General features: G+C 49.2%; 14 protein-coding genes and 2 riboswitches. Of the genes, 10 read left to right on the forward strand and 4 right to left on the reverse strand.

The genetic code is table 11. The annotated features are described in order from the left end of the window. The first annotated feature begins 3 nt into the window (after positions 1-3). Genes EDM56_RS29740 through EDM56_RS29755 form a run of 4 tightly spaced genes read left to right on the forward strand, consistent with a single transcriptional unit; the run spans position 4 to position 2,876 of the window. Positions 4-1,851, forward strand: coding sequence for a stalk domain-containing protein (locus EDM56_RS29740; protein WP_122921545.1), 1,848 nt, complete (start codon positions 4-6; stop codon positions 1,849-1,851). An 18-nt stretch (positions 1,852-1,869) separates the two neighbouring features. Next, positions 1,870-2,391 (forward strand): shikimate kinase, encoded by a 522-nt coding sequence (locus EDM56_RS29745; protein WP_122921546.1) that lies wholly within the window; start codon positions 1,870-1,872, stop codon positions 2,389-2,391. Between the two features lie 39 nt (positions 2,392-2,430). Further along, positions 2,431-2,598: a YqzE family protein gene (locus EDM56_RS29750; protein WP_122921547.1), complete on the forward strand. Its 168-nt coding sequence runs from the start codon at positions 2,431-2,433 to the stop codon at positions 2,596-2,598. Positions 2,599-2,621: 23 nt separating this feature from the next. Then, entirely contained in the window at positions 2,622-2,876 is a 255-nt protein-coding gene (locus EDM56_RS29755; RefSeq protein ID WP_122921548.1) for a YkuS family protein, read from the forward strand. 29 nt (positions 2,877-2,905) lie between these two features. On the opposite strand, the gene EDM56_RS29760 is transcribed toward EDM56_RS29755, so the two are convergent. From EDM56_RS29760 to EDM56_RS29770, 3 genes are all read right to left on the reverse strand, one after another. Further along, positions 2,906-3,778 (reverse strand): hypothetical protein, encoded by an 873-nt coding sequence (locus tag EDM56_RS29760; protein WP_122921549.1) that lies wholly within the window; start codon positions 3,776-3,778, stop codon positions 2,906-2,908. 119 nt (positions 3,779-3,897) lie between these two features. Then, positions 3,898-4,980 (reverse strand): YqhG family protein, encoded by a 1,083-nt coding sequence (locus EDM56_RS29765; RefSeq protein ID WP_122921550.1) that lies wholly within the window; start codon positions 4,978-4,980, stop codon positions 3,898-3,900. 24 nt (positions 4,981-5,004) lie between these two features. Next, positions 5,005-6,711, reverse strand: a complete 1,707-nt coding sequence (locus EDM56_RS29770; RefSeq protein ID WP_122921551.1) for a DEAD/DEAH box helicase — start codon at positions 6,709-6,711, stop codon at positions 5,005-5,007. A gap of 225 nt (positions 6,712-6,936) precedes the next feature. Further along, positions 6,937-7,029, forward strand: a riboswitch (glycine riboswitch). Continuing rightward, a riboswitch (glycine riboswitch) is annotated at positions 7,030-7,118 on the forward strand. A 172-nt stretch (positions 7,119-7,290) separates the two neighbouring features. On the opposite strand from EDM56_RS29770, the gene gcvT reads away from it, so the two are divergent. From gcvT to EDM56_RS29790, 4 genes are all read left to right on the forward strand, one after another. Continuing rightward, a complete protein-coding gene (gene gcvT / locus EDM56_RS29775; RefSeq protein ID WP_122921552.1) occupies positions 7,291-8,391 on the forward strand; it encodes a glycine cleavage system aminomethyltransferase GcvT in 1,101 nt (366 codons plus the stop codon). A 14-nt stretch (positions 8,392-8,405) separates the two neighbouring features. After that, positions 8,406-9,761 (forward strand): aminomethyl-transferring glycine dehydrogenase subunit GcvPA, encoded by a 1,356-nt coding sequence (gene gcvPA, locus EDM56_RS29780; RefSeq protein WP_122921553.1) that lies wholly within the window; start codon positions 8,406-8,408, stop codon positions 9,759-9,761. Further along, positions 9,754-11,217 carry an aminomethyl-transferring glycine dehydrogenase subunit GcvPB gene (gene gcvPB, locus EDM56_RS29785; RefSeq protein ID WP_122921554.1) on the forward strand — a complete coding sequence of 488 codons (1,464 nt, stop codon included), beginning with the start codon at positions 9,754-9,756 and terminating at the stop codon, positions 11,215-11,217. Before gcvPA ends, gcvPB begins: the two co-directional genes overlap by 8 nt. A 120-nt stretch (positions 11,218-11,337) precedes the next feature. Continuing rightward, the gene (locus EDM56_RS29790) at positions 11,338-12,168 is read left to right on the forward strand and encodes a lipoate--protein ligase family protein (RefSeq protein WP_122921555.1); all 831 of its coding nucleotides are present in this window, start codon (positions 11,338-11,340) and stop codon (positions 12,166-12,168) included. Positions 12,169-12,395: 227 nt separating this feature from the next. Here EDM56_RS29790 and EDM56_RS29795 read toward each other — a convergent pair whose 3' ends face one another. After that, positions 12,396-12,899, reverse strand: a complete 504-nt coding sequence (locus tag EDM56_RS29795; protein WP_246009590.1) for a DinB family protein — start codon at positions 12,897-12,899, stop codon at positions 12,396-12,398. A 358-nt stretch (positions 12,900-13,257) separates the two neighbouring features. Between EDM56_RS29795 and EDM56_RS29800 the strand changes: the two genes are divergently transcribed. Further along, positions 13,258-15,804, forward strand: a complete 2,547-nt coding sequence (locus EDM56_RS29800; RefSeq protein ID WP_122921556.1) for an adenosylcobalamin-dependent ribonucleoside-diphosphate reductase — start codon at positions 13,258-13,260, stop codon at positions 15,802-15,804. Between the two features lie 1,543 nt (positions 15,805-17,347). Further along, complete coding sequence (locus EDM56_RS29815) at positions 17,348-17,755, forward strand: hypothetical protein (protein ID WP_148040433.1); 408 nt, start codon at positions 17,348-17,350, stop codon at positions 17,753-17,755. Positions 17,756-18,103: the final 348 nt, after the last annotated feature.

Genomic DNA, 18,103 nt, shown 5'->3' on the forward strand with positions numbered 1-18,103 from the left:
AAGATGAAAGCGATGCATAAAACCAGCTTGCTGATTTGCCTGACGATCCTGGTTATTTTTTCTTCCGTGGGTGTAGTGGTAAAATGGCCTTTGATCAGCCAATGGTTACCACTCGGCAGCAAAGCAGCGCAAACAATGCCGACAGGCGCCGACCCATTTTCGGTTGTGCCGCCTGTCCCTTCTTATGTCAAGAATCTTCATCCGGTTTACACGATTCATGCTTCATTGGATGAAAACCAGGCAAAGATCGACGGGCAAATCCAGCTCGCGTTTGACAATCCGAAAACGTCGCAAGTTTTGCTTTACTTATTTGATTACACCTGGAATCCAATGGTCATCAAGTCGATCACGGCAGACAATCGGCCGCTGTCTTTTGAGCGGAAAGGCGGAACGGTGTCGTTTGCCAACCCATTTGCAAAAAAAGATCACGCCGTGTTGAACATCACGTTCCAGACGCCTGTGCCGCGGGGGGAGTCTCGTTTCGGCGTAAAGGATTCGATCTGGACGCTGTCCAACTGGTTTCCGATGCTCGGCGCAATGGATCAGCAAAACCGTTGGTACGAGCCGCCGACCCGCATCGGCTATGGCGATCCGTTTATTTATCATTACGCCGATTACGAAGTGTACTTTAATTCACCAGAAACATACCGCTGGGTAACCTCATGGGGCCAAGGCACTGCGAAAAAATTGCCGCAAAATCGCCAAGAGATTCATTACAGTGCCAAACAGCTGATCAATTTCTGCCTGGTCGGCAGTCCAAACTACAAAATCGAGACGATTTCCTTTGAGCCAGGCTTTACCGTCGACATCGCCTCGGTTGATCCGGCGGACATCCAGCGAATCAAAGCGATTGCGCAATCCGTCTATCCGGTTTACATCGACAAGTTCGGCCCGCTGCCTTATCCGCATGTCGCTATCGCAGAGACGGCAGAGCATACGGTGTTCGCGATGGAATACGCGAATATGGCCATTTTTAAAAAGGATTTGTATTGGAACAATATGGTCGATCATTGGCTCCCGCACGAAATCGCCCATATGTGGTGGTATAACAGCGTCGCCACGATGGAAGCTGCTTACGGCTGGGTGGACGAAGGAATGGTGGAGGCGAGCGTCTACTACTACAAACAAAAACGGTACGGACAAGCTGCCGCCGATGAGGTTTTGCGAGGCTATACAAGCGACATGGACAAGCTAAAACAGCGTTATCCATACGGCAAGCTCGCTAAACGGCTCAATCAGTTCGAAACCAATGATGAATTCCTTTGGACGTGGTATTCGAAAGGGGCCATGCTGTACCACCATTTGCGGCAAACGATCGGGGACGATGCATTCCTTGCGTTTTTGAAAAAAGTACAGCAAACATACCATGGATCTATCATCGGGCCAGAGCATCTCGATTGGGCGCTTGGGGAAGTGTTGGGCGGTGAAGTGCATTATTTCGTTCCGAATGTGCAGCAGGTAAACAGTGCCGGATTTGTACCACCGCGAATTGAGTATTTCTACCATACCGTGCTCAATGGGGTCAGCTATTACCCGACAAGCCCAATTCGGGAGCGCAACGGAACGATCTACTTGCCCATGCGGGAAATTTTAGAGAAATTCGGCTATCTCGTCAGCTACGACGAAGCGAAAGGGAAAATTACGCTTGTCGCGGGCCGGACGGAAGTCGAACTACTGAAGAACTCGCCGAAGGTAGTCATAAATGGACGAGCCATCGCGCTGCAAAAGCCACTACAGGAAATCGCCAACAAAACGATGGTGCCTGTTAGCTTGTTTGACAATGTGCTCGGCTACGATGTGAGCATTGATGCCAAGACGAAAACGGTGCGAATAACCGTGCCGCTCAAGTAAAGAATAAGGGGGAACGCCATGCAGACGATCATTTTAATCGGGTTTATGGGAACAGGAAAAACGACGGTCGGACGCGCGCTGGCGGAAAAGCTGGGGTTGACTCAGGTCGATATGGATGCATCCATCGAACAGCGGGAAGGATGTACGATCGCAGACTTGTTCCGCGATAAAGGAGAAGCGTATTTTCGTGATGTAGAAAGCGAAGTGCTCTCCGAGTTGCTCCAGCAAGATAAGCTGGTGATCACAACTGGCGGAGGTGCCGTTGTGCGACCGGCAAACCGGGAGCTGATGGCCCAAAACGGACTGGTCATCGCTTTGGACGCGACAGAGGAAGAGATCGTCAAGCGCGTGAAAAATGATCCGGATCGTCCATTGCTGGCAGGTGATCCCGCGGAACGGGTACGCACGTTGAAGAAGGAGCGCGCGGGTCTGTATCAGTTCGCACCGATTCAAATCGACACCACGGGCAAATCGGTAGAAACGATTCTCGCGGAGATTTCGGACCAGATGGTTACGAATCGCCTTTCTTGGGGAGACTGACATGTGTAGATAAGTGTCCTTCGACGAGGAGGCGGTACCATGTCGTTTCAAGAGTACCTCAAGTATTTGACCAAGCTGTTTGTCCAATACGTAGAAACACCGCAAGCAGAACGCAGAAAACCTGCAGTTGTGCGTGAAACCTGGTCTTCCCGGTGGTTTGGCGTAATCCCGATGGCGATCAAAATGATTTTTATGCGCGGCCGATAAGACAGTAATTCAGGAGGTAGAGCATGCCGAAAGTTGCTGTGGAACAATCGCTGAGCCATATTAGCAAAATGCTGCGAGACAACGGATACGATGTCGTGCAGTTGGGCAACTGGCAGCAGACGGTTGACGCTGTTGTGATTACGGGCCAGGATTTAAACGTATTGGGAGATGAAAGCAAAACGATCACTGGCGCGCCGGTGATCAGTGCCGAAGGTTTGAGCGCGAATGAAGTGTTTCATGAAGTGAACAAGCGGTTAGGGCCGACACAACACAGATAGCCGGGGAGAAGATCCCCGGCTGTTTTTTTTTATTCCGATTCGTTGAATTGCCCGATTTTTTCGACATAGGCAGCCGGGAGGAAGCGCAGCCCTTGGTCCCAAACCCCGACATACGTGACATTATTCCCCCAGAGATGAACCGCACCCACTGTATAAGGAGCGAGCACCTTGCCTTCGTATTGTGAAGTCGTCAGCACGATGCGTTCGCTTTCATCTTTCTCAAGCAGCTGTGAAGCTGTCATATCATAATTGCGCTCCGTCTCCTGACGCGTCAGCCAGTCGATTCGGGAGAAAGGGTCGATTTCATCGGAAGACAGCTGAAAATACTTGCTCTCCAACAGGATCGGCTTATCACTGATCAGATCGTCCGTTTGGAGTGAGGTAAAAATCGCTGCAGAATCGACAAAGCCTGGAGGATATTGCTCCCCTGTCATCGCGTTGGCGCTCTGTGGCTGTTTTTCATCGCCTGTGAATTCCCAATGGGAGGACAACCCGTCGTATACCGCGAGCGCCTCGTCAGCGGGCGCCTGTGCCGGATCAAAAAGGCTATATTCGCCAAGCCCGTATTCAAGCAAGGCAAAATGCGGCTCATCTGACTTCTCAGGAACTTCGCCGACCACAAGATAGCCGACAGGACGGTTACCTTTATTCAGGTGGACCAACCATTGGCGCATTCCGGCTCCTAACGTCTCCATTGTTGTATGCGCCTTTCCCCAATCGGCGAACGCAGGGTCTTTTTCGCCAAGCTCATGAATCCAGTCGGAAACCTGTTTGTCCATCAGCTGGCTCCAGTTATGGGATGGTTCCGCTTTTGCAGGAATTGGCGAGTGAAAGTTGGCATAAACGAGCATGCAGACAAGCAGCATGCATGGAAAGATGCGGTTTCGACGAATCTTGATCAACGATCAGGCACCTCCTGGCAAGACTTCACCGTTTATTCTTATTGTAGCTTCTGGCGTAAGCGCAATTTGTTACTAATTGTCAGTGGCTTTCCCACTTTTTCTCGTGATCTTTCTACAGCCTAATGGTGGAACGGGGGCTGATTTTGTAGATAAAAAATACCGCCATTGATAAAAGTCAGCTCGATTCGTGGCTCATATTGCCACTTCAGCTCGGCGATACGCCGTTCTTTTTCTTCCGTTGGTGAACTTGCTTGCCAATCCTCCTGCACGATAGCTTCTTTGGGCGTCTCCTGAATGCCGTTCATGCGTAAAAAGTCGAGGATACGCACAGGGCCGGTCGGAACGGCAGGGTCTTGGGGGCATGGAGATCGATCTTGATTGGTCAAAATGTCATTTGCTCGCTCGTCGCTTGTCATAGGCAGTTGCTCTTCCTCACTTACAAGCTGCGCCTCGTCCGCGCTTGTTTCCTCGTCATCTTCCGACTGGTCCTCACGTTCTTTTTCAGAAAGCGAATCATAATACGCCTCTAAAATCTCGATCTCTTCCTGCAAGCGTTCGCGCGCTTTTTCCGCCCAGCTCGCATCGTGCGTGGCTACGATCCGCTCTGTCTCCTGTTTCATCAGTATTACCGCATCATCCAGCGATAAACGTCGGTCGAGCGTAAAATGATAGTCGGGAATGCTAGGGGAGAGGGTAAGGCGCTTCAGGAACGGGTAAAAATCTTGTACGAGCCGCGGTTGGTGCAGATTAACGCCGAAATAGCAGAGCACATCCTTCTTTTTGTCACAGATGAACGATATCTTCACGTTGAGCCCAAGCCATGGGACGAGCGGGACGGAACGCTTGCCGCGAAGGGGGGAGGCCATGCTCTGCAAAAACGGCGTTTGCTCGTACATGCAAACGAATCGGCCGTGGTTTTGCGCAGACTGGAAGATTTGGGCCAACCTGGCCGAACCAAAATGAAGTGGTTCCCCGCGTAACCCTTGGGGAACCTGGTTATTGAAAAAGAAGGTGAGCGTGAGCGGTTGATAAGGCAAATTCATTTTCTCCACCCATGTCCAATAAAACGGCCTGTTGCCGATATCTTTGTCGACCTCCACGGGGAGCGTCACACTGAGATAGTCGGGATGCGACTCCATCACGTGTGTGGCGAATGCCTGAAAGTAACGCTCGATATAGCGACGAACCGTTGTCTGTTCCATGAAGCGCACAGCCTCCTACAAAGGTTATGATAAAGCCAGATCTGCCGCTTGCTGGCCTTGGTTCTCGTCCTGGCCTCGCAACGTGCGGATCACATGTCCGATATTGTCCATTTTTAGTGCCATCTCTTTTTCAGAGCGAGAGTCCATGATGATGTCGATCAGATTTTTTTCCAGCGAGTCATTCAGCGCCATTCGCGTGACGATCGCATCCAGTTCGCCGATCACCATTTCGAACAAGTCGATTTTTTCATAGAGCAGATTTAGGATATGTTCCTCAATGGTGCCTGTCGTCGACAAATTGTAGATGTGGACGTCACGTTGCTGACCCAACCGATGCACGCGGCCGATTCGCTGTTCGACACGCATCGGGTTCCAAGGCATGTCGTAGTTGATGATCTGGTTGCAAAACTGCAGGTTGATCCCCTCGCCGCCGGCTTCCGTCGCGATCAGCACTTGTGCTCGGTTTTGGAACAGATCGGTCATCCAGTCTTTTTTCGACCGTTTGAAACCGCCGCGGAACGGGACGGATGTGACACCGTGCTCACTCAAATATTTTTGTAAATAATTTTGCGTCGCCCGGTATTCCGTGAAGATGATGACTTTATCGTTGATTTCCTTGAGCAGCTCGATCGTTTTGGCTGCCTTGGAGTGCGTCTCGATCCGTTTGATCATCTCGACCAGCGCAAGAATTTGCGCCCGCTCGGGAGATTCTTCTGGCAAGCGTTGGTGCATATTGTATAACGTCATGAAAGCCGCTTCACGGCTGGAACAGACCTCGCGTTGCAAGGTGATCAAGGCGAGCGAGTTGAAGCGGCCGAGTCCTTGGTGATAATGCTCGCGTACAAAATCGGTTACGCCTTGGTACAACTCCGCTTCCTGTTGTGACAGCTGGATGGGAACCGACTGCACACGACGTGGGGTAAACTGGATACCGCCGTCGCTGCGCTTGTTGCGGATCATGACTTTCTCCATTTCCCCGCGCAGCTTCTCACTGTTTTTAGCCTGCCGCTTGCCCTCGACATAATTGGACGCGAACGAGCCGGTATGGCCGAGGTGTCCTGGCTTGAGCAGCGTGACCAGGTTGAACAGTTCATCCATCTCGTTTTGCACGGGAGTAGCGGTAAGGAGCAGGCTGTATTTTTTCTTGATTTCCTTAACGAACTGATAGTTGCGTGTCCGTTTGTTTTTAAGCTTGTGAGCCTCGTCGATGATCAGCATGTCGTAGTCGATCGAGAGCACGTGCTGGCGGTGTGGCGCACGCTTGGCCGTATCGATGGAGGCGACAACGACATCGTACTGCCGCCACATGTATTCCTTTTTTTGCGCGACAGCCGGTATTCCGAACTTTTGGTTCAGCTCTTTCGTCCATTGAATGACCAGTGAGGCAGGGACCAGGATCAAGATTTTTTTGGCCAGTCCGCGAACCATGTATTCTTTCATGATCAGACCAGCTTCGATCGTTTTGCCGAGGCCCACCTCATCGGCCAGGATCGCTCTGCCATGCATTTCGTTGAGCACTCGGTCCGCTGCCGCCAGCTGATGGGGAAACGGCTTAAGGCTCGGGAGATACTTCAGACACTGCAGCTGATCAAAGCTCTCGACGGCGAGCGCTTCCTCAGCTTCAAGCGCAAGCTGAAACAGCTCCCATTTGTTCCAAGGGCCATCCTCACGAAGCAATTGGTGAAACGGCTCAGTCCAGGATAGGTCAAATGATACGGGAATATTCGGCATGTCATTACCTCCAGCCGAGATTAACTCGAAAATTTCTATTGAAATGAACAAAACACAAACGTTATAATCAATAACGAGAAGAATGTTAAGGTTTTGTTCGCTTGTTTTGAAAAATCTATTTTCAAGTCAGGCGATAAATGGTAGGATAATCTTGTTAGCGTGATTCGTACTTCTAGTATGGGATTTGCCGGGAAAGTTATGTATCAATTCAATATGGAAAGGCGAATGATGGTAGCAGGGAGAGACCGCTTCAGTGCGGCGCCGAAGGAGCAAGCCGGAAACGGTGAATCTCTCAGGCAAAAGTACCTCTACCGGACGCATCTCTGGAGAGAGCTTTTACAGCCACCAAAGGGGAAACTCACCGCCATGTGAGGTAACTCTCAGGTAAAAAGGACAGAGAAGGAAGAGTAGGGAATTCAGCAGGTTTATTCTGTTGTTCCCTGGTCTTCTTTCCCTGTCTTTTCTTTTGGCAAAAATGGTGGTACGAATCGGCGCGAAGGCGAAAAATAGTCGGGTGCACGATGCTGTGAAGGCTGACTATTTTCGAAACAAGATGGATGATCATAGGAGGAGATGTGGATGTCGGATTTGAAACGCACCCCGCTGTACCCGGTGTACGCGAAGTATGGAGCCAAAACCATCGATTTTGGCGGGTGGGATTTGCCTGTGCAATTTTCTAGCATCGGCGCCGAGCATGAAGCGGTGCGCACGAAAGCAGGCTTGTTCGATGTATCACACATGGGCGAGGTCGATGTAAAAGGAAGCGGAGCGCTTTATTATTTGCAACGCTTGACGACAAACGACGTCTCCAAGCTTGCGGTAGGTCAGGCGCAATACGGCGCCATGTGCTATCCGGACGGCGGTACGGTCGACGACCTGTTAGTGTATAAATACGCGGATGACCATTACTTGCTGGTGATCAATGCGGGCAACATCGACAAAGACTTCGCCTGGATGCAGGAGAACCTCACTGAAAACGTGGAGATCGTTAACATTTCCCCACAAGTGGCGCAGCTTGCGATCCAAGGACCTCTTGCTGAACAAATTTTGCAAAAATTGACTTCCTATGATCTGTCGCAAATCGGCGTGTTCAAATTCGCCCGTGAAGTCGAAGTAGACGGCGTCACCGCTCTCGTATCGCGCACCGGCTACACCGGCGAAGATGGCTTTGAAATTTACTTGCCGAGCGAGCATGCTGAGCAGCTGTGGGATAAACTGCTCGAGGTTGGCAAAGAAGACGGGCTGCTGCCGTGCGGTTTGGGCGCGCGTGACACCTTGCGATTTGAAGCCAAGCTGCCTCTATATGGGCAAGAGCTGTCGAAAGATATCACACCGATCGAAGCGGGAATCGGTTTCGCCGTCAAAGTCGACAAAGAAGTTCCTAGCATCGGTCATGACGTACTGAAAGAACAAAAAACAAATGGCGCGCCGCGCAAGCTGGTCGGGATCGAAATGATTGACCGCGGCATCCCGCGCACCCATTATCCTGTGTACATTGGTGATACGCAAATCGGGGAAGTCACTACCGGTACGCAATCACCTACACTGAAAAAGAACGTTGGCCTTGCATTACTCAAAGCAGAGCATGCGGCGATCGGCACTGAAATTGACGTGGAAATCCGCGGCAAGCGCCTCAAAGCGCAAATTGTCGCTTCACCTTTCTACAAACGGAGTAAATAAGGAGGAAGCCCTGAGTGAAACACCGTTACCTACCACAAACGGATCAAGATAAACGCGATATGATGGAAACACTCGGCATCGAAAGCTATGAGGAGCTGTTTTCCGATATCCCGGCAGAGGTGCGCCTGAATCGCGGCCTGAACGTGTCGGAAGCATTGTCTGAAACTGAACTGGTTGCCTACTTCCAAGGACTCGCAAAGAAAAACGCAAACTTCTCCACGCATGCAAGCTTTCTCGGTGCAGGTGTTTACCAGCACTACGCTCCAACCGTCGTGAACCACATGCTTTTGCGCGGCGAATTTTTTACGGCTTATACACCGTACCAGCCGGAAATCAGCCAAGGCGAACTGCAGGCAATTTTTGAATTCCAGACGATGGTATGTGAATTGACCGGCATGGAAGTGGCTAACTCCTCCATGTACGATGGCGCGACCTCGCTCGCGGAAGCAGCGATGATGGCTGCAGGGCACACAAATAAACCTCGCGTAGTGGTTTCGGGAGCTGTACATCCGGAGTCTCGTGAGGTGCTCGCTTCTTATGCGAAAGGCCAAAGCGTAGAGCTGCAGGAAACCGGCTATACGGCTGAAGGCTTGACTGATCTGGTACAACTAGAAGCGGCGATCACGGAAGGCACAGGCGCTGTTATCGTGCAATATCCGAACTTTTTCGGCAATGTCGAGGATCTGAAAGCGATCGAACAGATCGTGCACAGCAAAGGAGCACTTTTGATCGTCTCCTCCAATCCTGTTGCACTGGGCGTACTTGAAGCTCCAGGCAAATTGGGCGCAGACATTGTGGTAGGGGATATGCAGCCATTTGGCATCCCGTCTTCCTACGGCGGTCCACACTGTGGATATTTCGCAACAACTTCCAAGCTGATGCGAAAAATGCCGGGCCGTATCGTTGGTCAAACCAAGGATGAAGAAGGCAAGCGCGGCTTCGTGCTGACACTGCAAGCTCGCGAGCAACATATTCGCCGTGAAAAAGCGACCTCCAACATTTGCTCCAACCAGGCGCTGTTGGCGTTGGCTGCATCGATCACACTTTCGGCAATCGGTAAAGTCGGTGTGCAAGAGATGGCGATGATGAACCTGCAAAAATCGCATTATGCCAAACAAACGCTAGTTAACGCAAAGGGCGTTGAAGCGGTATTCAACGCGCCATTCTTCAATGAATTCGTCATCAAGCTGACTAAGCCGGTAGCAGACGTCAACAAAGCGCTGCTCAATGCGGGAATTATCGGCGGCTATGACCTCGGCAAGGCTTATCCGGAATTGGCTGGACATATGCTGGTCGCTGTCACAGAGCTGCGCACCAAACAAGAAATCGATGCTTTCGCGCAAGAACTGGAGGCGATTCTCAGTGCGTAATGACAAACAAAAAGAACTGATTTTCGAAATGAGCAAGCCGGGCCGCATCGGTTACAGCTTGCCTGCGCTGGATGTGCCAGAGGTGGACGTGGCTAGCTTGCTGCCTGCACACCTGATCCGCGAAACGCCTGCGGCTCTGCCGGAAGTATCGGAGCTGCAAGTAGTGCGCCACTATACTGAGCTGTCCCGCCGCAATCACGGGATCGACAACGGATTTTATCCGCTTGGCTCTTGCACAATGAAATACAACCCGAAAATCAATGAAGATATCGCACGCATTCCAGGCTTCGCCCAAACCCACCCGTACCAGTCTGACGAGTCGGTGCAAGGTGTGCTGGAAGTGCTCTACAATCTGCAAAATGACCTCGCGGATATTACCGGAATGGATGCTGTCACGCTGCAGCCAGCTGCAGGTGCAGCAGGTGAGTGGACCGGTCTGATGATGATCCGCGCATACCATGAAAGCCGAGGCGAAAACCGCACGAAAGTAATCGTGCCGAACTCCGCACACGGAACCAACCCAGCATCCGCGACCATCGCTGGTCTGGAAACCGTAACCATCCCGTCAGATGAGCGCGGTCTGGTTGACATCGAGGCGCTGCGCGCTGCTGTTGGTCCTGACACAGCGGCATTGATGCTGACCAACCCGAACACACTGGGCCTGTTCGAGGAAAACATCGTGGAAATGGCGACCATCGTGCACGAAGCTGGCGGACTGCTCTATTACGATGGTGCTAACGCCAATGCGATTCTTGGGATCGCACGCCCTGGCGACATGGGCTTTGACGTCGTTCACTTGAATTTGCACAAAACATTTACCGGCCCGCATGGCGGTGGCGGACCAGGTGCAGGTCCCGTCGGTGTGAAAAAGATTTTGGAACCGTTCCTGCCAGCGCCAATCGCGGCGAAACGCGAAGACGGCACGTACTACATGGAAACCGACCGACCGCAATCGATGGGTCGTGTCAAAGGGTACAACGGCAACTTCGGCATCCTGCTGCGCGCATACAGCTACATCCGTAGCATGGGCGGCGAAGGGCTGCTGCAGGTTTCGCAAAATGCCGTGCTGAATGCCAACTACATGATGCGTCGCCTATCCGAAGCGTATGAGCTGCCATACGATCGCGTGTGCAAACACGAATTCGTCCTGTCAGGAAGCCGTCAGAAGAAGCTCGGCGTTCGTACGCTTGACATCGCGAAGCGCCTGCTCGATTTCGGCTACCATCCGCCAACGATCTACTTCCCATTGATCGTCGACGAGTGCTTGATGATCGAGCCAACGGAAACCGAAAGCAAAGAGACGCTCGATGAATTCATCGATGTCATGCTGCAGATCGCGCGCGAATGCGAAGAAACGCCGGAAGTCGTTCAAGAAGCACCGCACACCACTGTGGTCAAACGTCTGGATGAAGCGACCGCTGCACGTAAGCCAGTTCTGCGTTACCAACCTGAATAAGAATATAGAGGGCTGTCACCGCTAAGGGCAGCTCTCTTTTACATACCGAATCATTGCATCGAGGCACCAAGCGGCGTACAATGGACAAGCAAACGTGTGATAGAGGAGAGGAACGATAGCATGGAACAATGGCGATATGTATTGACAGAACCGATGTCGCCCGCGATGAACATGGCAGTGGACGAGGCGATTCTGGTCGCGCACAGCGAAGGGAAAGTGCCGCCAACGGTTCGGTTTTATACATGGGACCCGGCAACCTTGTCGATCGGCTATTTTCAAAAAGCGGAGAAAGAGATCAACTTTGACGCGGTGAAAGCCAACAATCTCGGTTTTGTCCGTAGAGCGACAGGTGGCCGAGCCGTTTTGCACGATGCCGAACTGACGTACAGCGTCATCGTTTCTGAGGACCATCCCAAAATGCCGTCAAGTGTCACGGAAGCGTACAAAATCATCAGCCTGGGGCTTCTTCACGGCTTTCAGCAGCTGGGACTCAAAGCGGAAATGGTGTGGCTCGCCTCGGAAGAAGAAAAGGAAAAATACAGCTCTCCGGGTTCATCCGCCTGTTTTGACTCTCCTTCTTGGTATGAGCTGGTTGTCGAAGGGAAAAAAGTGGCAGGCAGCGCGCAAACCAGGCAAAAGGGCGTAATTTTGCAGCATGGCTCCATTTTGATCGATATGGACGTCGATCTGCTGTTCTCGCTGCTTAACTTCCCATCGGATCGCGTACGGGAAAGAATGATGGAAAGCTTCCGCCAAAAAGCAGTGACAATCAACGAGGTGAGCGGGCGACACATTTCGCTGGCAGAAGCGATTGAAGCATTCCACATTGGTTTTGCGACAGGGCTTGGCGTACAGCTGGTGACGGAACCACTAACCCGTGAGGAAACCGAAATGGCACGCGAGCTGGCACGCACCCGGTACGGTACAGACGAATGGAATTTGCGTCGCTAAGAAATAGAAGAGAAGGGCAGCAACGGCCGATATTAACCGGATGGCACGCTCTTTTTTGTACATGTGCAACCGCGGCTCCGCCAAAATGCATGGCGTAGCCAGGTTTTCTAACAAGACCTGAATCTTTCCCAAGGTGGAAGTTCAGGTCTTTTTTACATGGCGTTACTCCGGAAAAAGGGATAGCCAGCTCCTTTTTGCGGGCAGGAAGAGGGAGAAAAAGCCTCATATTATTTCGTGTACCAATACAACGCATACTCCGTCATTGTAGATGGATGGCCCAATTGGCGCAGCATCGCCGTAATGTTGCCGCGGTGATATGTCGCGTGATTAACGACCTGCAGCACGATTTGCGCGTAACTATTCTCGCGGACCCCTGCATATGGATTGTCAACTACGATTGCCGCATCCATATTTTCATGTGTTGCGAAAAATTCACGGTATTTTTCAGCAGATTGCGAGAAAAGCTCCTTCAAATCAGCGATGCCCGCCTTTGCGATTTCTTCTTTTATTTGGTTCGAATGTTCGAGCGCTTCACTCATATTCGTGCCATTCATAATCTCAAGCCAGCATCGATCGGTGACATAAATGTGCGGCATCACGGACGAGATCGTCGGAAAGACGCTTGTCAGCTCCTGCTCATACATGCCCGCAGGCAGCTCCTGTAAATAGTTAAGCATTGTGAGATTGGCCCAAATATGAAAGTCGTACATTTCGATAGCAGCATGTTTCAAAGGAATGACCTCCCAGATTTGAATTTGCGGAGTAAGAATCGCTTCTGTTACCAGAGTAGCACGAGTCTGCTGACAATAGCTGTCAGTGAAAAAAACGAAAAAAGTCCTCACAACAAATCAATGGTGTGGAGGACTTGTGATGGAGTTTTTCGATTGTCAATCCCTTGGGTAAACAATAAATTTCGACAAAACACAATATGTAGTGATTGAATGCGCAAAAAAGTCAAAATATAAACTAGATATTGAATAACGGTAACAAGATATGGTATCGTAGTAAACGTTAGCATCATCGAATTAACGATAGCAAATAAGAGAGTTATAAGCAAATAAGAATCTTGCAATAGTTGGAGGGAGAAGCATGTCGGTATCGGTTGAGCCTGCACGTTTAGAAGGATTGAGTGAGAAAATCTTCTTGGATCGCTATGCAATGAAGGATCTTGATTATAAAAACACAAAAGTCGGGGATACGGTGCTCGCATTGACCAAGGATGACGCGCGTTTTCCGCAAAAGGAAGTCGGTGAGGTCATCGCGCTTGAAGGAAACAAGGCAAGCATTTTGCTGCGAAGCGGCGAAACCGTGGAAGCACCGATTGAACGCACGACGCGCCCAATCGAGACAACTCCTTCAGCGATGTGGGACAGGCTCGCACAAGCAATCGCCTCGGTGGAAAAGACACCGGAAAAGCAAGCGGAATGGACGGATAAATTCCGTACGCTTCTGGATGATTGGAAGCTGGTACCAGGAGGTCGCATCGCTGCGGGTGCAGGCGCGAGCGATGAACTGACACTTTTCAACTGCTACGTGATTCCATCGCCAAAGGATTCACGCGGCGGAATCATGGATACGCTCTCCCAAATGACCGAAATCATGTCGCGCGGCGGCGGGGTAGGGATCAACCTGTCCAGCTTGCGCCCACGTCGTTCCTTAGTGCGCGGCGTTAACGGCTCGTCTTCTGGTTCGGTATCGTGGGGAGGTCTGTTCAGCTATACGACTGGGCTGATCGAGCAGGGCGGTTCCCGGCGTGGCGCCCTGATGCTCATGATTAACGACTGGCACCCTGACCTGATGGAATTCATCACCGTCAAGCAGACGATGGGTCTTGTCACGAATGCCAATCTTTCTGTTTGCATTTCCAATAGCTTCATGAAAGCAGTCAAAGAAGATTTGGAGTGGGAGCTTGTTTTCCCGGATTCAAGCGTCGAAAACTATGACGAGCTGTGGGACGGCAACATGAAAAAATGGCGCGAAGAGCTCGGACTCCCGGTCATTACGTACAAAACCGTGCGTGCACGTGAAGTTTGGCAGACCATTATTGAATCTGCGTGGAAATCGGCGGAGCCGGGTGTCGTATTCCTTGAGCATTACAACGACATGTCCAACAGCTGGTATTTCAACCCGATCATTTGCACGAATCCGTGCGGCGAGCAAGGGCTGCCGGCGTGGGGCGTCTGCAATCTGTCGGCGCTCAACCTGTCCAAGTTTTCCAAGGACGGCGATGTGGCGTGGGATGAGCTGGCGACGGCCGTGCGACATTCCGTACGCTTCCTTGACAACGTAATCGATGCTACACCATATCACTTTGAAGAAAATGAGAAAAACCAGCAAGGTGAGCGTCGTGTTGGCTTGGGCTCCATGGGCTTGGCCGAGCTGATGATCGATCTCAAAATTCGCTACGGAAGCCCGGAATCACTGGAATTTCTAGATAAATTGTATCATTTCATTGCACGTGAAGCGTATTTGGCATCGGCGGAGATCGCTGCTGAAAAAGGTAGCTTCCCGCAATTTGACCGCGACAAATTCCTGATGAGCGGCTTCATGAAGCAGTTTGACGACGAAGTGCGCCATTCCATTTATGAAAAAGGGATCCGTAACGTAACCTTGCTGACGCAGGCGCCAACTGGTTCGACAGGAACCATGGTCGGCACGTCTACAGGTATCGAGCCGTTCTACGCCTTTGAATATTTCCGCCAAAGCCGGTTGGGTATGGACAAACAATATGTTCCGATTGCCAAGGCGTGGCTGGAAGAGCATCCGGGCGAGGAGCTACCGGAGTACTTCGTGACATCGATGAGCCTGTCCGCTGAGGACCACGTTCGTGTTCAGGCTGCGATTCAGCGTTGGATCGATTCGTCCATCAGCAAAACAGCCAATGCGCCGCATGACTTTACTGTGGAAGACACGATGAACCTGTACAATCTGGCGTTTGATTTAGGCTGCAAAGGCGTTACCATTTACCGTGACGGCAGCCGCGACGTACAGGTGCTAAGTGTGTCCGATGACAAGGAAAAAGCAAACGGCAAAGCAGAAAAAGCGGAACCGCAAGCGGACAAGCAAGTGCCGCCAGCTGTCAAAGTCGCCAAAAACTACAACAAGCGCCCGATGAAGCTAAGCGGCGCAACATATAAAATGAAAACCCCGTTAGGGAAAGCGTACATCACCGTGAACGATGTCGATAAGGCGCCGTTTGAAGTGATCGTCAACGTCGGCAAGGCAGGAAGTGACGTGTTCGCGATGTCGGAGGCCCTTGGCCGCGTATCTACGCTGTTCCTGCGCTTTGGTGAGCTGCCGGATGGCAACAAAGCGCGCTTGTTGATCAAGCACTTGAAGGGCATCGGCGGTTCGGGTGCTGTCGGATTCGGTGCGAATCGCGTTGAGTCGATCCCTGATGCTGTGGCCAAGGCGCTGGAAATGCATCTCGACGGCGAAGATGAAAGCCAATCCGTAGCAGCAGCGGCACATCCGACCGCTCCCGCACTTAGCGAAAGCCATCATGCGAGTGACTACGAGGATGAATACACCTCGCTTGATTCCCCGGATTTGTGCCCGTCGTGCGGTTCGGCAACACTGATGCCGGCAGAGGGGTGCAAGACGTGCACGAGTTGTGGGTATTCGAAGTGCAGTTGATCAGGTATTTTGAAGTGTGATTGATCATAAATGTGATGAATCACGAAAGCTGCCAAACTTGCCGTTACTGATGCAAAATTTGGCTCACGAAAAATGATAATTTTACGGATTATTCGATAAGGTGTATAAAAATACAGAACGGAATATTTATGCTATATTTCATATAAATATTCCGTTCTGCTATTGCCTTTAAAAAGTTTGCTTAATTATAATAATACCTTGGGTGATTTATCATAAAGGGTGAGTAAAATTGCATTTTTGCTAAGATAATTGTTCCAATTGTTTTTGAAATATAAAGTTGGTAAGTGATAAATATAGTTGGTAATTGAAAAAAGAGTATTAGCTTAAACCGCTAATGCTCTTTTTTGAAACTTTGAATAAAATGGTTGTCAACCAAATATGGTAATCAAGCTCTGTAACTTGGTAGGGCGAATTTCATGTGCATACAAGATGTATTTGGAGAGTAGTTTTTTTGTTTTTTCTAGATGGACTGCTTTCATATGAGTAGCAGTAACCACCAAAATTCAATTGACTCTGTATCCGTTAAATTGACGATTGGCTTCCAAAAAACACCTGTGCTTTCCATTGCGACAGGGGTTAGTCCCGTATTTTTTTGCTTATGAATACCTTTTTTATTGTCCAATTAGATTTCGAAGCTCATACGAGATTAACATGTAGTTCTTAATAATTGTAATAAAGAACTACAGAATTGCTTTATTTTCATTGAAAAATGCTAGACTAATCTCCAATCATCCCTAAAGAAACTTTGATGAAATTACTTCAAACCCAATTAAGATATTGGCCCTACAGAAAGGATTGATTAAATTGTAAGGTGGAGTGATGTGAAAAGACCGATATTCGTACAGATTAGTAATCAATCAGTCAATCGGAAATCGATTTCAATAAGATCGTAAGATGAAGTGGTAGGATTCAGATTCAAGCAGATCTTTGAGCGAATAGAACAACCTGTCCAGAGATAATAAAGTTTTAGACTAAATAATATAGTATTTATAGACTGAATAATAAAGTTGTAGACTGGCAGTTGAGTTAAGCTAACGGGCAGATTACTCTTATGAATAATTTTGTGACATTTGGGTAGATTAATTCGTTACAACCTGAAGGTTTGAGGTGTAAGTATGGAATGGAGAATACTCTTCTGGCTAGTAGCCATTGTCTTTTTGCTTTTCTGTCTTTACCTGTTGTATCGTCTCAAAAAAGAAATTAAAAAGTTGAAGCCGTTACAAAATATCCCAGATGAATTTGTGCGAAAGTGGAGTAAAAAGTTAATTTTGCTTTGTGTTCTATTCTTATTAGGATTAGCGTTTGGAATAGCTTCTGAATTTTTAAGGTGAACGGTTACACTAACGGGGACAATAGTTGCATAACAGTAAGAACCAGAGCTGCCTTGTGAGGCAGCTTCTTTTGTTAACCTAACGGGCAGTTTAAAACAATAACGGTTCCTGGTAATAGAATGATTATAAAAGAGGCATACTTGTCTTGATTGGAGTTATCCATTGACTTTGAGAAAGTGAAGTGTAAAATCATGGAGTATTTTGATGGTGAACAAATCAAAAGAGGAAGGAACTTGGTAAGGTCAATAATCTTTATTGTTCTTATTGTAGAAATACTCAATATTGTTTATTTTACTCTGACCAATACGTTAGAGAATGTACTGAAGCAACTCCTTTACTTGGCAATAGTTGTCATAGCAGCATACTTATTTTACAAAGGCAATAAGTGGACAGGTTATGTAATTCTGTTAATGTTAGGTCAAAATATTTTGGCTGGTTTATTTTACCTATTACATCAAGCCGGAATTTTATTGGCTTTTAATGGATGGTTGATGTTGATACTTACTATTATAGTAGCTAGTGTTATAGGAATATTTCTTGGCGGTTCAGACAGTATTACAGCTTTTATGAAATACCAAAAAAGTACAAAGCCGCGGTAACTTTATTATGCTAAAACCAGCTAATATCTTGTCAATATTTATCTCTAAATTCCTTGAAATCCGATGATATACTAAAGATGCGCATGCCAAATATCCTTCCAGAAACTTAGTGGAAGGCTTTTCTTTTGTTGATCTTTTTTGAGAATTAGGCTAAATCAAGGAAAGATTGTTTACTTTTTAAAATGGCATAGATCCAATGAAGAAGCTTGTTTACACATGCTATAACTGCCACTCGGGTCTGTCAAGAATTTTGTGTAAACCAACTCAACCAGTTGTATGAGAAGGTTTCATCCCCTATTCGAAAAATCTTTCTCCAGCCAATAGAATCAAGGGCGTAAGGCAAAGCGA

Origin of the sequence: Brevibacillus fluminis, assembly GCF_003710825.1 — a bacterium.
Classification (GTDB): Bacteria; Bacillota; Bacilli; order Brevibacillales; family Brevibacillaceae; genus Brevibacillus_D; species Brevibacillus_D fluminis.